Source organism: Streptomyces antnestii, assembly GCF_004005495.1.
GTDB lineage: Bacteria > Actinomycetota > Actinomycetes > Streptomycetales > Streptomycetaceae > Streptomyces > Streptomyces antnestii.
Genome location: NZ_RZYA01000001.1, coordinates 714,830 through 730,691, shown reverse-complemented (window position 1 = coordinate 730,691; position 15,862 = coordinate 714,830). Strand labels below are relative to the sequence as shown.

The following is a 15,862-nucleotide window of genomic DNA, read 5'->3' as shown; positions in this document are numbered from 1 at the left end:
GGTGACGTACACGCAAGCGGAGCACTCCGCCGGCGACCAGGTGACCGCCGCGTTCGGCTCGCTCGGCGTCCCGGTCGACTGCGCGGGCATGCGCAGCCTGAACCTGGAGGGGCCGCAGGTCCTGTGGCTCGTCGTGCAGGGCGCGCTCGACCTGTTCGCGGTCGACGCGGCAGCGCAGGGGCACTGGCACTTCCTGGGCCGCCTGGAGGCGGGCACGCTGCTCCTCGGCCCGGTCGAGGGCCCCCAGCACACCCTGGTGGGACGGCCGTTGCAGGGCTGCCTGCTGCGCCGCATCGGGCTGCGGGAACTCCAGCGCCCCGACTACGGCGACGCCTCGTGGTCGTACGACCAGCAGTACCTCAGCCAGTACGACACCCAGGACGCGGCCCTCAGCCTCCTTGAGCACGCGTTCGCGCTCGGTGTCGGGCGCAGCCAGCGTGTCCTGTTCGAGGCGCCGCTCGACGGCAGGACGACCGGCGACGACTCCGTGGGCGACGACGACATCCTGTGGCTGCCGATCCTGCCGGGCAGTGTGCAGTACGGGGCGTCGTACAGCGCGGACACCGTGGGCGAGCTGTTCGTCGACGGCTCCATGTGGCAGCGCATGGTCAACCAGCAGTTCCGGCTCCTGTCGGCGCTCGACCGGTGGATCGAGCGCCTGGAGAACGCGCACGAGACACGGGCGGCGGCCGGCATCAAGGCGGGCGAGACCGTCCGTGAGGAGGCCGACCGGACGCTGCTCGCGTCCATCGGGCGGCAGGGCAAGGGCGGTGCGCGGCGCGGCGCGTCCTCCGGCAACGGCGACGACGCGGTGTACGCGGCGTGCAAGCTGGTGGCCGGCGCGGCCGGGATCACGCTCTCGGCGCCCGAGCGGGGCGGCCCGGTCAGCGACCGTGTCGACCCGGTCGAGCAGGTCGCCGTCGCGTCACGGATCCGCACCCGCCCGGTCCGGCTCGTCGGCCGCTGGTGGCGCGAGAACACGGGCCCCCTGGTGGGCCATCGCGCGGCGACGGGCGCGCCGGTCGCGCTGCTGTGGCGCCGGGGCGGGTACGAGGCCGTGCATCCGACGAGCGGTCGGCGGACCCGGGTCGACGAGGACAACGCGGAGGAGTTCGAGCAGCGGGCCGTGATGCTGTACCGGCCGCTGCCCGACAAGCCGATGAGCCCGCTGCGGCTGATGGGGTTCAGCGCGCGCGGCACCCGTGCCGACGTGCGCAACCTGCTGCTGGCCGGTCTGGTGACCGTCGCGATCGGGGCCCTGGTGCCGGTCGCGACCGGCCGGGTGCTCGGCGTGTACGTGCCGAACGCCGAGTCGGACCTCATCGTGCAGGTGGCCGTCGCCGTGATGGTGACGAGCATCGTGTCGGCCGCGTTCATGCTGCTGCAGAACCTGACGATCCTGCGCATGGAGGGCCGGATCGAGAGTGCGCTCCAACCCGCGGTGTGGGACCGCCTGTTGAGGCTTCCGACGCGGTTCTTCGCGTCGCGGTCCACGGGCGAGCTGGCGAGCGCGGCCATGGGCATCAGTGCGATCCGCCGTGTCCTGTCCGGCGTGGGCCCGGTGGTGGTGCAGGCCGGCACGATCGGCACGATGAACCTCGTCCTGCTGCTCTGCTACAGCGTCCCCCTGGCACTGACCGCGCTCGCCATGCTCGCGGTGATCGCAGGCGTGTTCCTCACGCTCGGGCTGTGGGAGCTGCGCTGGCAGCGCCGCCTCGTCGTCCTCGGCAACAAGCTGAACAACCAGGCGTTCCAGACGCTGCGCGGCCTGCCGAAGCTGCGGGTGGCGGGCGCGGAGAGCTTCGCCTACGCCTCGTGGGCCGGGGAGTTCGCGCAGAGCCGTGAGCTCCAGCGGCGCGCGGGCCGCATCAAGAACCTGACGACGGTCCTCAACGCGGTCTATCTGCCGCTGTGTTCGCTCGTGATGTTCATGCTGCTCGCCGGACCGGCGCGGGGCACGCTCTCCGCGGGCGACTTCCTGACGTTCAGCACCGCGGTGACGATGCTGCTGTCCTCGGTCACGCAGCTCACGGGCGCCCTGATCTCGGCGGCCGCCGTTCTGCCGATGTTCGAGCAGATCAAGCCGGTCCTCGACGAGGCGCCCGAGGTGCGGGACGCGAGCACGCAGCCGGGCGAGCTGACCGGTGAGATCGAGGCGCGCGGCGTGTCCTTCCGGTACACGGACGACGGCCCGCTCGTCCTCGACGACGTGAACCTGTCCATCAGGCCGGGCGAGTTCGTCGCGGTGGTCGGCCCGAGCGGCTGCGGCAAGTCCACGCTCCTGCGCCTCCTGATCGGCTTCGACAAGCCGGTCGCGGGCGGGGTGCTGTACGACGGTCAGGACCTGGGCGCCCTCGACCAGGCCGCGGTGCGGCGGCAGTGCGGGGTCGTCCTGCAGAACGCGCAGCCGCTGACCGGTTCGATCCTGGACTGCATCTGCGGCGCGGAGGTGTTCACGCAGGAGGAGGCGTGGGAGGCGGCGGCGATGGCGGGGCTCGCCGAGGACATCAAGCGGATGCCGATGGGGCTGCACACGATGATCGCGGGCGGCGGCGCCATCTCCGGCGGCCAGCGCCAGCGTCTGATGATCGCGCAGGCACTGATCCGCCGGCCGCGCATCCTGTTCTTCGACGAGGCCACGAGCGCGCTCGACAACGAGACGCAGCGCACGGTCATCGACAGCACCCGCGCCCTGAACGCGACCCGCGTCGTCATCGCGCACCGCCTGTCCACGGTGATGGACGCGGACCGGGTGATCGTCATGGCGGACGGCCGCGTCGTCCAGCAGGGACCGCCCGCCGAGCTCCTCGCGGACACGAACGGGCGCCTGCACGAGCTGGTGCGGCGCCAGATGGCGTGACACCGCCGGCGGCCCCCGTCCCGGAGTCCCCGCTTCCCATCCGTTGACATGCTCGCGCCCCAAGGGGGATGTTGATGCCTGCGACTGCGCGAAAGTGCTCGCTGTCTCAACATTTCAAGCACGAGTAAACATACGGCCGTTGGTTCGAGCGGAGATGGGATCTGTGCGGAGAATGCATATAGGGCTGCATCGAAGACTGGACCTGACACGGGCCCGCCGCGCGCGGTGGGCCGCGGGCGCCTCGGCCGGGCTTGTGACGGCCCTCGCCGCGGCGTTGCTCGCCTCCCCCGCCCAGCAGGCGAGCGCGGCGACCCCCGGCAGCGGCGTCCTGGACGACGGCCACAAGAGCGTGACCTGGCAGAGCCCCGTGTACCCGGCGGGGACGGTCGGCGATCCCGGCAAGTGCCCGTCCCAGGCCGGCGACCCCGACAACAAGGTCTGCGACCGCTTCGACCTCAAGGTCTCGGTCCCGGACGGCTACTGGGACGACAACCCCGAGGGCGGCGTCCCCGTCTCGATCGAGTGGGCCAAGCAGCCCACCGACGACTTCGACATGTACATCTACGACGACGCGGGCAAGCAGGTCGCCGCCAGCGCGGGCACGGCCGACCCCGAGGCCACGGTCATCCCGAAGGCGAACGGCACGTACCACGTCGTGGTCGTCCCCTACGACGTGCACGACAACTCCTTCGTCGGCAAGGCGTATCTGCCCGAGACGACCGACGCGGGCGACCTGACCTCCTTCAAGGGGGACGACGGCAGCTACACCGTCGAGGCCGGCGCGCTGAAGGCCAGGGCCGACTTCCTGACGGGCGGCGGGCTCCGCCTCCAGGCCGACCCGTCGGGCGACTTCTCCGACCCCACCGGCTCGCAGATCGTGCGCAAGCAGCCCGCCATCGACCCGCACACGTCCTCGTTCGACGCGGGCGCGTACTACGGCATCCGCGCCCACGGCGCCGTCCTGCGCGTCTACAAGAAGCCGCTGCGCTTCGGCCTGTACAAGGCCGACGACAAGACGCGGATCTGGCAGGAGGACAAGCCGCTGCGCTGGTCCACCGGCGGCATGCGGCAGAGCCTGGAACGCGGCAGGGACGAGCAGTTCTTCGGCGGCGGCGAGCAGAACGGCTCGTTCTCGCACCGCGACAAGACGGTCTACGTCGCCAACAACACCAACTGGAATGAGGGCGGTTACAACAACTCGCAGCCGTTCTACCTCTCTTCGGCGGGCTACGGCGTCTACCGCAACACCTTCGCCCCGGGCGTCTACGACTTCGGCCCCTCGGTCCACACCGGCCAGCAGGAGCGCCGCCTCGACGCGTACTACTTCCTCGGTGACGCGAAGGAGGTGATCGGCGGCTACACGTCGCTGGTCGGCAAGCCCTTCATGCCGCCGGTGTACGGCCTCGAACCCGGCGACGCCGACTGCTACCTCCACAACGCCAACCAGGGCGAGCGCCACACCCTGGACGCCCTCAAGGTCGCCGACGGCTACGTCGACCACCAGCTGCCGCTCGGCTGGATGCTGGTCAACGACGGCTACGGCTGCGGCTACGAGAACCTCGCCGAGACCGCCAAGGGCCTCCAGGACCACGGCGCCCAGCTGGGCCTGTGGACCCAGGACGGCATCGGCAAGCTCGCCGACCAGGTCAAGGCCGGGCAGCGCGTCGCGAAGCTCGACGTCGCCTGGGTCGGCAACGGCTACGGCATGTCCCTGGACGCCTGCGACAAGGCGAAGGCCGGCATCGAGGACAACAGCGACGCACGCGGCTTCGTCTGGATGCCCGTCTCCTGGGCGGGCGCCCAGCGCTGCTCCGTCCTGTGGTCCGGCGACCAGAAGCTGTCCTGGGACTACGTCCGCTGGCAGATCCCGACGTACGCGGGCGCCACGATGTCCGGGATCGCGTACAACACCGGTGACGTGGGCAGCATCTACAGCCACGACGCCAAGATGTACGCGCGTGACCTCCAGGCCAAGACGTTCCTGCCGGCCATCATGACGATGGACGGCTGGGCGCGGGACCTCACCACGAAGCAGAAGATCAACCAGCAGCCGTGGGTGGACGGCGAGCCGTACACGTCCATCAACCGCAAGTACCTCCAGCTGCGCGAGCGCCTGCTTCCCTACCTGTACACGCTGTCCGCCGAGGCGGCGAAGACCGGCGTCGGCGGGGTGCGCCCGCTGTACCTGGAGTACCCGGACGACCCGAAGACCCTGGGCGCGACCGCCAAGTACGAGTACCTGGCCGGCGACGACTTCCTGGTCGCCCCCGTCTATAAGGACTCGGACACCCGCGACGGCATCTACCTGCCCAAGGGCACGTGGACGGACTACTGGACGGGCAAGACGTACCAGGGCCCGACGACCGTCGACGGGTACCACGCGCCGCTCGACACGCTCCCCCTCTTCGTCAAGGCGGGCGCGGTCGTGCCGATGTGGCCGAAGGGGACGACGTCGTACAAGTCCCGTGACGTCCACGAGCTGGACTGGGACGTGTACCCGCAGGGCCACTCCTCCTACACGCTGTACGAGGACGACGGGGTGACCCGGAAGTTCGCGGACGGCGCCTCGGCGACGCAGCGCGTCACGGTCGGCCAGGAGGAGAACGCCACCGAGGTCAACGTCGGTGCGAGCAAGGGGAGTTACGCGAACAAGCCCGACTCCCGCGCGTACCGGTTCACGGTCCACGGCGAGGACGCTCCGCGCCAGGTGTCCATGGGCGGCCGCCCGCTCACCCACGTCGCCTCGCCCGACGCCCTCGCGGCGACGGACTCCGGCTGGTACTACGACGCGGAAACGGGCGTGACGACGGTCAAGACCACGCGGCAGCCTCTCGACAGCGACTTCAGAGTGACGCTGCGGAGGTGATCCGTTGACACCTGGGGGGCGGACCCGTTCGCGCGGGCCCGCCCCCCTTCGCATGCCGAGCAGCCCCTCCGTGGCCCGGTGATAGGTTCGAGCGCGTGATATCGACGTAAGGGCTCGGGCAATGACGCAGCGTGACTGGCAGAACGACGTCCTGCGGGACCTGCTCAGGCAGACCCAGGCGCAGCTGGGCGGGGAAGGCGCGGAGGCGATGGCGCAGGGTGCCGTTCCTCAGGGTGCCGTGGCGCCCGCGGCAGCCGTTGACTCCACGGTTCCGGCGCCCGACCCCGATCGCGCGCCGCTGCCGCGCCGGCGCACCGGCACCGCCCCGTCACCGGACGCGGGCCCAGGCCCGTCGCCCTCACCGCCGCTCGACGCGGACGACGACCCGGCGCCCGCGCCGGAACCCCTTCCCGCCGCCCCGGCCCCGCGCCGGACCCCGTCGCTGGCCGAGCGCATGGCGGAGAGCCGGGCGGCGCGGACGCCTGCTCCGACGACCACGGAGGCGGAGACGGAGACGGAGACGAGCGTCAGCGGGGACGCTGTTGCGGAGGCGTCCGACGCCGATGAGCCGACCTTGCTCACCAAGACGCCGACCGTCCGGATCTCACCCCCGTCGGTTCAGACACCCGCCGTGAAGCCCGAAGCCGGCGTCCCGGAGGCCGTACCCGCGCCGGAGCCGACCGTCACCCCGGCCCCTCCCTCTCCCCCGTACGCCCCGCCCGTCGACGCGCCGCCGCCTCCGCACCAGCCCCCCGCCCCGCCCCTCACCGGGCTGCCGGCGCCCTACGTGCCCGCCGCCCCCGGTCCGGCGCCCGCCGGGCTCCCCGCGCCGTACACGCCGGCCCTCCCGCAGCCCCAGGCCCCGCTTCCGGTTCCCGCGCGGATGCGCAATGCTCCGCTGCCCGCGTTCACCCCCGAGTCCGTGCCCACCGTCGATCCACGGCTCGCAGGGTCCGTCGGGCGGGCTCAGCACGGGGACACCGTGGCCCGGCGCACCGGGCGTTCGCTGCGGCGGCTCACCGCCTCCCTCGACGGCTCCGACGAGGCGCGGCTCGCCCGTGAGATCCAGCAGCCCGTGACCAACGGCCGGGTCGTCGCCGTGACGTCGATCCGCGGCGGCGTCGGCAAGACCACCGTGTCCGCTCTCCTGTCCCGCACCCTCAACCACTACCGTCACGACCCGGTCCTCGCCCTTGAGGCGGACGCCGCGCTCGGCACGCTGCCCGTGCGGCTCGGCGCCGAGTCCGTGCGCTGGTCGTGCCCCGATCTCGCGCAGATCCTCACCCCGAAGATGCAGATCACCGATGTCACCGGCTATCTCGTGCCGGTCACCGGCGGCGGCTGGCTGCTGCCCGCGAGCCAGGGCCGGGTGGGCGCGCCGCTGGACATCCGGACGTACCGGACCGTGTCGCTCGCGCTGCGGCGGTACTTCGCCATGACGGTCGTGGACTGCGAGACGCTGCCGGGCGAAGTGGCGCGTACGGCGATGGACACCGCGCACGCGCGCGTGGTCGTCGCCCCGATGACGGTGGAGGGCGTGGGCGGCACGCGCGTGGTGCTCGACTGGCTCGCGCGACTGCCGAAGGCGGCCCTGGCCAGTACGGTCGTCGCGCTCACGTCGAGCGCGCCGCACATGACGCTCGACCTGAAGGCGGCGACGGCGCACCTGCGGGAGGCGGGGGTCGCCGTCGTGCACCTGCCGTACGACCGGCATCTGGCCGCGGGGGGCCCGATCCAGGCGGAGCTCCTGTCGGACGCGACGCGCCGCGCGGCCGCCCGGCTCGCGGCCGAGGCCGTGCAGCGCGCCGCCCGGCAGCCCTGATCCAGGGGCGATGATCCAGGGGCGATGCTCCAAGGGCGAAAGCCCCGCCCGCCCCGCGTCAGATCCCGCCAGCGTCAGATGAAGCGCCCGCCCGCCACCTCCAGCACGCAGCCTGTCGTGTACGACGACAGGTCGGAGGCGAGGAACAGGACCGTGCCGGCGACCTCCTCCGGTTCGCCGGCGCGGCGCATCGGGACCTCGGCGAGCTTCGCGTTCCAGATGTCCTCGCGCAGGGACTCGGTCATCTCGGTGCGGATCAGGCCGGGCTGGACGGCGTTGACGCGTACGCCCCGGTGGGCGAGTTCCTTCGCGGCGGCCTTGGTGAGGCCGACGAGACCGGCCTTGGCGGCGCTGTAGTTGGTCTGGCCGATCATGCCGACCTTGCCGGAGATCGACGAGATGTTGACGATGGAGCCGCTGCCCTGCTCGCGCATGACCTCGGCGGCGGCGCGGGTGCCCAGCCAGGCCCCCTTGAGGTGGACGTCGACGACGGCGTCGAAGTCGTCCTCGGACATCTTGCGCAGGGTGGCGTCACGCGTGATGCCCGCGTTGTTGACCATCACGTCGAGGGAGCCGAACCGGTCCACGCACTCGCGCACGGCGGCCCGCACCGCGTCGGCGTCGGTGACGTCGCAGGTGACGGCGGCGACCTGGGTTCCGGTGGCGTCCAGGGCGCGGGCACTCGCCTCGGCGGCGGGCCCGTCGATGTCGGCGATGACGACGCGCGCGCCGTGTGTGCGGAAGGCGGTGGCGATGGCGAGGCCGATCCCCTTGGCGGCCCCGGTGACGAGGGCGGTCCTGCCGTGCAGCATGGTGAATCTCCTTGTGGGATACGTCAGTTGAGGGCGTCGGCGGTGCCGAGCAGGGCGGTGACCTGGCTGGAGAGGACACCTCCGTTGCCGTGGGCGAGGGCGACGCGCGCGCCGTCGACCTGGCGCTCGTCGCAGTCGCCGCGCAGTTGGCGTACCGCTTCGATGACGGTGAAGATGCCGTACATGCCGGGGTGGCCGTACGAGAGGCCGCCGCCGTTGGTGTTGACGGGGAGCCGGCCGCCGGGCGCGATGCCGCCGTCGGCGACGAAGGGACCGCCCTCACCCTTGGCGCAGAACCCGAGGTCCTCCAGGAACAGGACCGGGTTGATGGTGAACGCGTCGTACAGCTCGACGACGTCCACGTCGGCCGGGGTCAGGCCCGCCGTCTCGAAGGCGCGGCGCCCGGATTCGGTGGCCGCCGTCAAGGTGAGGTCGGGCATCCGCGAGATGTTGCGGTGCCAGGTGGCTTCGCCCCCGCCGAGCAGATAGGCGGGCTCGGAGGCGAGGTCGCGTGCGCGTTCGGCGGAGGTGACGACGAGGGCGCCGCCGCCGTCGGTGACGAGGCAGCAGTCCCGCACGGTCAGCGGGTCGCTGATCATGCGGGAGCCGAGGACGTCCTCGCGCGTGAGGGGCTTGCGTTCGAACGCGGCCGGGTTGAGCTGCGCCCACGCGCGCGCCGCCACGGCCACGTCGGCCAGTTGCTCCCGCGTGGTGCCGTACTCGTACATGTGCCGGGACGTGGCGAGCGCGTACATGCTGAGCGGGTAGCGGGGGCCGTACGGCTCCTCGTAGGGGTCGGGCCGGGTCGGGGAGATGAGGCGGCCGCCGTCGGAGCGCTGGGTGCTGCCGTACACGATCAACGCGGTGCTGCACAGGCCCTGTTCGATCGCGGCGGCCGCGTGCAGCAGGTGGGAGACGAAGGAGCTGCCGCCGATGTTGGTGCCGTCGAGGTGGCGGGGGCGGATGCCGAGGTACTCGGCGGTGTCCATGGCGGCCATCGGCAGGTACGAGGAGGCGGTGAAGAGACCGTCGACCTCGGACTTGGCGATGCCGGCGTCGGCGAGGGCGCGGGCGGTGGCCTGGCCGATCAGGTCGAGGTGGGTGAGGCCGGGGGCGACCTCGCCGAGGTCGGACTCGGCCACCCCGACGACGGCGGCCCTGCCGCGCAGTGACTGCGTCATCGGACATCCTCCTCGGGTACGAAGACGGCGGTGTTGCCGTCAGCGGTCTCGCCGTCAGGGGTGTCTCCGTCGGCGGTCTCGGCGTCAGCGGTCGTACGGAACCGGACGCGGTCGCCGATCGCGACGTCCTCCGGCGCGGGGCCCTCGACGCGCGACATCATGCGGAAGCCGTCGTCGAGGTCGACGAGGACGACGTTGTGCGCGCCGTCACGGCCTCGTACGACCGTGGTCGCGTAGACGGTGCCGATGCCGGTGCTGCGCTGCCAACTCAGGCTCAGGGAACCGCAGTCCGGGCACAGCGTGCGGGGCGGGAACACGGCGGCGGAGCAGGGCGCGCAGCGCTGGTAGCGGAGTTCGCCGCGGCTCAGGCCGGCGCGGTGGGCCAGAGCGGGGGATAGTTCCGGAGCTTCGTGAGAGTTCATCGTGCTTCCTGTTCCGACGGCGTGCTGAAAGGCGCGCTCAGCAGTGCGAGGCAGTCCACGGCGATGGCGCCGTCGCCGGCCGCGCCGCACAGGAGCGGGTTCACGTCGAGTTCGAGGAGGTCGTCGGCGAGGTCGGTGGCCAGCCAGGAGAGGCGGACGATCGCGTCGGCCGCCGCGTCGACGTCGCGCGGCGGCGCGCCGCGCACCCCGTCGAGCACGGCCGCCGCGCGCAGCGAGCGCAGCATGCGCTCCGCCCCTGCGTGGTCGACGGGGGCCACGGCGACCTGGCTGTCGTCGAGTACGTCGACGAGGACGCCGCCGAACCCGGCGACGACGACGGGCCCGAAGGCCGCGTCGCGCTGGACGCCCAGGATCAGCTCGGTGCGGTCGCCGCCCGCCATGCGCTGCACGAGGAGCCGGGCATCGGCGACGCCCGCGCGGCCCGCGGCGCCGAGGACGCTCCGGGCGGCCTCGCGCACGTCGTCCGGCGTCCTCAGGCCGAGCCGTACGCCGCCCATGTCGCTCTTGTGGGAGACGTCGGCGGAGAGCAGCTTGACGGCGAAGGGGCCTTCGAGGTCCGCCGCGGCACGGACCGCCTCCTCGGGGTCGCGGGCCGTGCGGGCGGGCGCGGAGTGGAGGCCATAGGCCGCGATGAGCCGCGCCGAGTCGTACTCGTCGAGCCGGGTGCGGCCCTGGGCGCGGGCCTCGGCGACGATCGCGCGGGCGGCCCGCGGGTCCGTGCCCTCGGGGCGTTCTCCCGTGGGCAGGGGCGGGCGGAGGCTGAAGTCGGCTAGGTGTCCGAGGGCCGCGGCGGCCCGGCCGGGGTCGCTGTAGCAGGGGACGCCGAGTTCGCGCAGGCGCTGCCGCGCCCGGCCGCTGCCGCCGGTCCAGACGACGACGAGGGGTTGTTCGGTGGCGCCGTGTGCCTTGGCGATGGCGTCGGTCAGCTCGTCGACGTCGCCATCGGCGTTGCCGAGGAGGACGCCGATCATGTCGGTGCCGGGGTGCTGGAGGGCGACGTCGAGGGCGCGGCGCAGCATGTCGGGTTCGCTGACGAGGGCGGCGGTCAGGTCGACGGGGTTGCGGGCCGAGCCGAACGGCGGGATGACGTCGGCCATGCGCCGCTGCCACTCGTCGTCCCAGGGGTCGACGGTGATGCCGCGGGTGGCGGCCTCGTCGGCCATGAGGACCCCGGCGCCGCCGGACAGGGAGAGGGTGGTGAGGCGGCGGCCCCGGGTGCGGCGGCCGGTGGCGAAGAGCTGGGCGGCGTCCAGCATGGGTTCGACGCCACTGACCCTGGTGAGGCCGAACTGCCGTGCCGCGCCGTCGAATACACGGTCCTCGCCGGCCAGGGACGCGGTGTGCGACTGGGCGGCGCGGGCCCCGGCGGCGGAGCGGCCCACCTTCACCGCGATGACGGGCTTGTCGGCGGCGTGCGCGGCGCGGGCCGCGTCGAGCAGGCCGGGGCCGTCGCTGACGCCTTCGAGGTAGGCGAGGAGGACCGTGGACTCGTCGGTGGCGGCGAACGCGCCGAGGAGTTCGGACACCGAGATGTCCACCTCGTTGCCGGTGTTGACGTAGTGGGCGAGGCCGATGCCGTACTGGCGTGCCTCGCTGAAGATGAACGAGCCGAAGGCGCCGCTCTGGCTGACGAACGCGACGGGGCCCGGGCGCAGTTCGATGTCCTCGTCGAGCGCGGAGGTGAAGGTGGGCACGGCCCGGTCGTGGACGCTGATCAGGCCGAGGCAGTTCGGGCCGAGGACGCGGACGCCGCTCTCCTCGGCGGCGGCCTTCAACTCCCGCTGCAACAGGGCGCCTTGTTCGCCGGTCTCGGCGTAGCCGGCGGCGGCGACGATCGCGGCCCGGATGCCGCGCCGCCCGCAGGCCCGTACGCCGTCCGCCGCGTGGGCGGCGTCGAGCATGACCATCGCGAGGTCGATGTCGCCGTCGATCGCGTCGAGGGTGGGGTGGGCGGGCAGGCCCTGGACGGTGGCGCGGCGGGAGTTGACGGGCAGGATGCGGCCCGCGTACCCGAAGCGCTTGAGGTAGTCGACGGGGCGGCCGGACAGTTTGCGGGGGTTGTCGGAGGCGCCGAGCACGGCGATGGAGCGTGGGTGGAGCAGGATGTCAACGAGGTCGGTGCGGGGCGGTCGCGGGTCGCTCATGCCCGGGCCTCCCGCAGCAGTCCCTTGCCGATGATGAGCTTCTGGATCTCGCTCGTGCCCTCGTAGATCCGGAAGAGGCGCGCGTCGCGGTAGAGGCGCTCGACGGTCGAGTCGCTCATGTAGCCGCTGCCGCCGTGCACTTGTACGGCCCGGTCGACGACCCGGCACACCATCTCGCTGCAGAACAGCTTGGCGCTGGAGGGCCCCATGCGGGTGTCGGTGCCGTCGTCGAACGCCTCGGCGGCGGCGAGCACGAGGGAGCGGCCCGCGAGGAGTTCGGCGTGCGACTCGGCGAGCAGTTCCTGGACTAGCTGGAAGCGGCCGATGGACTCGCCGCCCTGTTCGGCGGTGGCGGCGTACCGCACGGCCTCGTCGAGTGCGCGGGCGGCGAGGCCGACACACAGGGCGGCGATGTGCAGCCGGCCGCGCGTGAGCGATGCCATGGCGGCACGGAAACCGGTGCCGGGCTCGCCGCCGAGTACGGCGTCGGCGGGGACCCGCGCGTCGTCGAAGTAGACGGGCGCGGTGTGGGCGCCGCGCTGGCCCATCTTGCGGTCGGGCGGGCCGACGCGGACGCCCGGTGCCGTGCTCTCCACGAGGAAGGCGGAGATCCCGCGGTGGGCCTCGGCGTCGGGGTCGGTCCTGGCGAAGACGACGAACAGGTCGGCGTGGTCAGCGTTGGTGATGAACCGCTTGGCCCCGGAGAGGACCCAGCTGTCGCCCTCACGGACGGCACGGGTGCGGACGCCGCTGGGATCCGAGCCCGCGCCGTCCTCGGTGAGCGCGAACGAGGCGACCGCCGAACCGGCGGCGAGCGCGGGCAGCCAGCGCTTCTGCTGCTCGGGGGTGCCGAAGTTCACCAGGGCCTTGCCCGCGATGCCGTTGTTGGTGCCGAGCATGGAGCGGAACGCCGGTGTGGTCCAGCCGAGTTCGATGGCGAGGCGCACGTCCTGGCGCATGTCGAGGCCGAGTCCGCCGTGCTCCTCGGGCAGCGCCCAGCCGAACAGGCCCATGTCGGCGGCTCCGCGCCGCAGGCGCTCCGGTATCGCGTCGCTCCGTTCGATCTCCTCCTCCAGCGGCACGACCTCGCCGCGGACGAAGTCCTTCACGGTGCGCAGGATGTCCTCGAAGACATCGGAGTCCATGGCTGTGTCTCCCTCATGTCGGGGTCAGGGTCAGGGTCGGGGGCAGGATCGGGGCCGGGGCCGGAGTCGGGGGATGTCCCACCCGGTACTTGACTGATCGTCAGAGCGCGGCGGGCTGTTGCGTGGCGCCCGCCGCGGTGGCGTCCCGCCCCTCGGCTGCCGCGGTGCGCGCGAGCAGGGCGCGGGCACCGAAGAGCGAGAGCAGCACCATCAGGACGGCGAAGGCCACGACGGGCACGATCGATCCGGTGGCGGTGAGCAGCGCCTGCCCGATGAGAGGCGTGCCGCCGCCGAAGAGCATCCCGGCCGCGGAGTACGACACCGAGATGCCGGTGTAGCGGACGCGGGCGGGGAACGCCTGGGCGAGCATGCCCGCGAGGAGTGCGTAGAACATGACGTGCGGCAGCGTCGCGATGACCATGCCGAGCAGGGTGAGACCGAAGCTGCGGGTCGAGATCAGCCAGAACAGCAGAGGCATGGCCGGGATCTCGAGGATCAGCAGGACGGTGACGACCTTGCGGGTGTTCCAGCGGCTGCCGAGGACGGCGCCGAAGGGCTGGGCGACGAACTGCGCGACCGTGGCGAGCAGGATGATCGTGAGCATGCTGTCGCGGGACATGCCGAGGTCGTTGGTGGCCCACGACAGGGCGAAGGTGTTCTTCAGGTATGAGGCGACGTACGCGACGACGGAGGCGGCGAGCCCGAGCGCGACCGTCGTTCTGTGGGTGCGCAGCAGCTCGACGAGGGGCAGCCGTGCGACCTGGTCCGTCTCCTTGAGCCGCAGCAGCTCGGGGGATTCCTGGATGCGCATGCGCACGATCAGGCCGACGATCACGAGCAGCGCGGAGGCGAGGAAGGGCAGGCGCCAGCCCCACGTCACGAAGGCGGCGTCGGGAAGCTGCGAGACGGCGGTGAAGGCGAGGACGGCGAGGATCTGGCCGGTGGGCGAGCCCTGCTGGGCGAAGGCGCCGAAGAGGAACCCGCGGCGCCGCTCGGTGTGCTCGGTCGCGATGAGTACGGCTCCGCCCCATTCTCCGCCCACGGCGACGCCCTGCACGACGCGCAGCAGGACGAGCAGGACCGGGGCCAGGACGCCGACGGCGTGGTACGTGGGCAGCAGGCCCATGCCGGCGGTGGCGACACCCATGAGGAGGAGCGTCGCGATGAGGGTGTTCTTACGGCCGATGCGGTCGCCCAGGTGCCCGAAGACGATGCTGCCGAGGGGACGGGCGACGAAGCCGATCCAGAACGTCGCGAAGGACGCGAGCACGCCGACGGCGGGTGACACCTCGGGGAAGAAGAGTTTCCCGAGAACAATCGCCGACGCGGTCCCGAATATATAGAAGTCGTACCACTCGATGGTGGTTCCGATGAATGCGGCAATTCCCGCTCGCCGCCCCATCTTCTCGTCTGCGACGAGTTTGCGTCTCACCCTTGCCACACTCCTTCGGGAGGCAATTCGGATTCACCAAAGGCCCTTCCCACATGGGCAGTTTGGCGCCTGGCGCATTTATGTAATTCCGGCTCAGTGCGGCCGTTCTCGCGTCTGGTGACATTTACCGTATCACCGGATGTGTGATGCAACTAACACATTGTCGGCCATCGATTTATTCGCCGGGACGACATAATCTCGACGCGCCGGAACGAAACGGCTTCCGGCGTGGGTGGAGGGTGGAAGGGCATGGAACTGCGCCGTCTGCAGGCTTTCGTCGCGGTCGCCGAGGAGCTCAGCTTCAGCCGGGCCGCGGCCCGGCTGCACATGTCGCAGCCACCGCTCTCGCAGCAGATCAAGCGTCTTGAGCAGGACGTGGGCGTCGAGCTGCTGCACCGCACCACCCGCAGCGTCGAACTCACTGCCGCCGGGGCGGCGTTCCTCACCGAGGTACGGTCCGCGCTCGACTCCCTCGAGGCGGCGAAGCGCGCGGCGCACCGGGCGGCGGAGGGGGTCACCGGGGTGGTGCGGCTGGCGTTCAGCGGCCCCACGTCCTACCGCGAACTCCTGGCCATCGCCCGTGAGTTCAGGCTGCGGCACCCCACCGTCAGACTCGACATCGTCGGCCCCTACTACGGCGGCGAGCTGGCCGAGCGCCTGCACCTGCGAGAAGCGGACGCGGGTCTGGTGCGGCTCCCGCTGCCGGACGCGGGTCTGCGGGTGCGGGAGCTGCTGCGGCACCCGTTGGTCGCGGCCGTACCCTGCGAACACCCGCTCGCCGCACGGGAGTCGCTGACCCTCGCCGATCTGCGGGACGTGCCCTTCGTCAGCTATCCGGCCGGCCGGGGCTCGATCGTGCGCGACCTGGTGATGTCGGCGTTCCTGGCTCAGGGCACGACTCCGCGCATCGTCCAGGACGCGCCCGACACGCACACCCTTCTCTCCCTGGTGGGGGCGAGCGTCGGCATCGGGCTCACTCCGGACTCCGCGGGGCATCTGGCGGTGCCGGGGGTGACGCTGGTCCCGGTGCTCGACGCCCCGGCACTCCCGCTCGGCCTCGCCTGGCGGGCGGACGACACGGATCCGGCGGTGGCAGCCCTCGTCGACCTGGTCGACACGTTCGCCGACGGACTCAGGGACTTGCCGGCGGCGTGACA

At 72.1% G+C, this 15,862-nt stretch carries 10 protein-coding genes; 4 read left to right on the top strand and 6 right to left on the bottom strand.

The window, feature by feature from the left end; all coding sequences use genetic code 11:
* The first annotated feature begins 1 nt into the window (after position 1).
* From EOT10_RS03075 to EOT10_RS41650, 3 genes are all read left to right on the top strand, one after another.
* On the top strand, positions 2–2,860 hold the full coding sequence (locus EOT10_RS03075; RefSeq protein ID WP_223280724.1) for an NHLP bacteriocin export ABC transporter permease/ATPase subunit: 2,859 nt from the start codon (positions 2–4) through the stop codon (positions 2,858–2,860).
* A 172-nt stretch (positions 2,861–3,032) separates the two neighbouring features.
* Positions 3,033–5,726: a glycoside hydrolase family 31 protein gene (locus EOT10_RS03070; RefSeq protein WP_317617323.1), complete on the top strand. Its 2,694-nt coding sequence runs from the start codon at positions 3,033–3,035 to the stop codon at positions 5,724–5,726.
* A gap of 121 nt (positions 5,727–5,847) precedes the next feature.
* A complete protein-coding gene (locus EOT10_RS41650) occupies positions 5,848–7,548 on the top strand; it encodes a CpaE/TadZ family protein (RefSeq protein ID WP_223280723.1) in 1,701 nt (566 codons plus the stop codon).
* Positions 7,549–7,622: 74 nt separating this feature from the next.
* On the opposite strand, the gene fabG is transcribed toward EOT10_RS41650, so the two are convergent.
* The 6 genes from fabG to EOT10_RS03035 all read right to left on the bottom strand — a co-directional run bounded on the left by fabG (position 7,623) and on the right by EOT10_RS03035 (position 14,705).
* Positions 7,623–8,360: a 3-oxoacyl-ACP reductase FabG gene (fabG, locus tag EOT10_RS03060; RefSeq protein WP_127826444.1), complete on the bottom strand. Its 738-nt coding sequence runs from the start codon at positions 8,358–8,360 to the stop codon at positions 7,623–7,625.
* Between the two features lie 23 nt (positions 8,361–8,383).
* Positions 8,384–9,541, bottom strand: a complete 1,158-nt coding sequence (locus EOT10_RS03055; protein ID WP_127826443.1) for a thiolase — start codon at positions 9,539–9,541, stop codon at positions 8,384–8,386.
* Complete coding sequence (locus EOT10_RS03050) at positions 9,538–9,963, bottom strand: Zn-ribbon domain-containing OB-fold protein (RefSeq protein ID WP_127826442.1); 426 nt, start codon at positions 9,961–9,963, stop codon at positions 9,538–9,540. The genes EOT10_RS03055 and EOT10_RS03050 overlap by 4 nt, the downstream gene beginning before the upstream one ends.
* Positions 9,960–12,128, bottom strand: a complete 2,169-nt coding sequence (locus tag EOT10_RS03045; RefSeq protein ID WP_127826441.1) for an acetate--CoA ligase family protein — start codon at positions 12,126–12,128, stop codon at positions 9,960–9,962. Before EOT10_RS03045 ends, EOT10_RS03050 begins: the two co-directional genes overlap by 4 nt.
* Positions 12,125–13,273, bottom strand: a complete 1,149-nt coding sequence (locus EOT10_RS03040) for an acyl-CoA dehydrogenase family protein (RefSeq protein WP_127826440.1) — start codon at positions 13,271–13,273, stop codon at positions 12,125–12,127. The genes EOT10_RS03045 and EOT10_RS03040 overlap by 4 nt, the downstream gene beginning before the upstream one ends.
* A 100-nt stretch (positions 13,274–13,373) precedes the next feature.
* The gene (locus EOT10_RS03035) at positions 13,374–14,705 is read right to left on the bottom strand and encodes an MFS transporter (protein ID WP_223280722.1); all 1,332 of its coding nucleotides are present in this window, start codon (positions 14,703–14,705) and stop codon (positions 13,374–13,376) included.
* Positions 14,706–14,954: 249 nt separating this feature from the next.
* Between EOT10_RS03035 and EOT10_RS03030 the strand changes: the two genes are divergently transcribed.
* Entirely contained in the window at positions 14,955–15,860 is a 906-nt protein-coding gene (locus EOT10_RS03030; protein ID WP_127826439.1) for a LysR substrate-binding domain-containing protein, read from the top strand.
* The last annotated feature ends 2 nt before the right edge of the window (positions 15,861–15,862 follow it).

What these genes read in the sequence shown, in the direction of transcription:
- EOT10_RS03070 (WP_317617323.1), top strand. Translation starts at nt 3,033, where the DNA reads ATGCATATAGGGCTGCATCGAAGACTGGACCTGACACGGGCCCGCCGC.
- EOT10_RS41650 (WP_223280723.1), top strand. Translation starts at nt 5,848, where the DNA reads ATGACGCAGCGTGACTGGCAGAACGACGTCCTGCGGGACCTGCTCAGG.
- fabG (WP_127826444.1), bottom strand. Translation starts at nt 8,360, where the DNA reads ATGCTGCACGGCAGGACCGCCCTCGTCACCGGGGCCGCCAAGGGGATC.
- EOT10_RS03055 (WP_127826443.1), bottom strand. Translation starts at nt 9,541, where the DNA reads ATGACGCAGTCACTGCGCGGCAGGGCCGCCGTCGTCGGGGTGGCCGAG.
- EOT10_RS03050 (WP_127826442.1), bottom strand. Translation starts at nt 9,963, where the DNA reads ATGAACTCTCACGAAGCTCCGGAACTATCCCCCGCTCTGGCCCACCGC.
- EOT10_RS03045 (WP_127826441.1), bottom strand. Translation starts at nt 12,128, where the DNA reads ATGAGCGACCCGCGACCGCCCCGCACCGACCTCGTTGACATCCTGCTC.
- EOT10_RS03040 (WP_127826440.1), bottom strand. Translation starts at nt 13,273, where the DNA reads ATGGACTCCGATGTCTTCGAGGACATCCTGCGCACCGTGAAGGACTTC.
- EOT10_RS03030 (WP_127826439.1), top strand. Translation starts at nt 14,955, where the DNA reads ATGGAACTGCGCCGTCTGCAGGCTTTCGTCGCGGTCGCCGAGGAGCTC.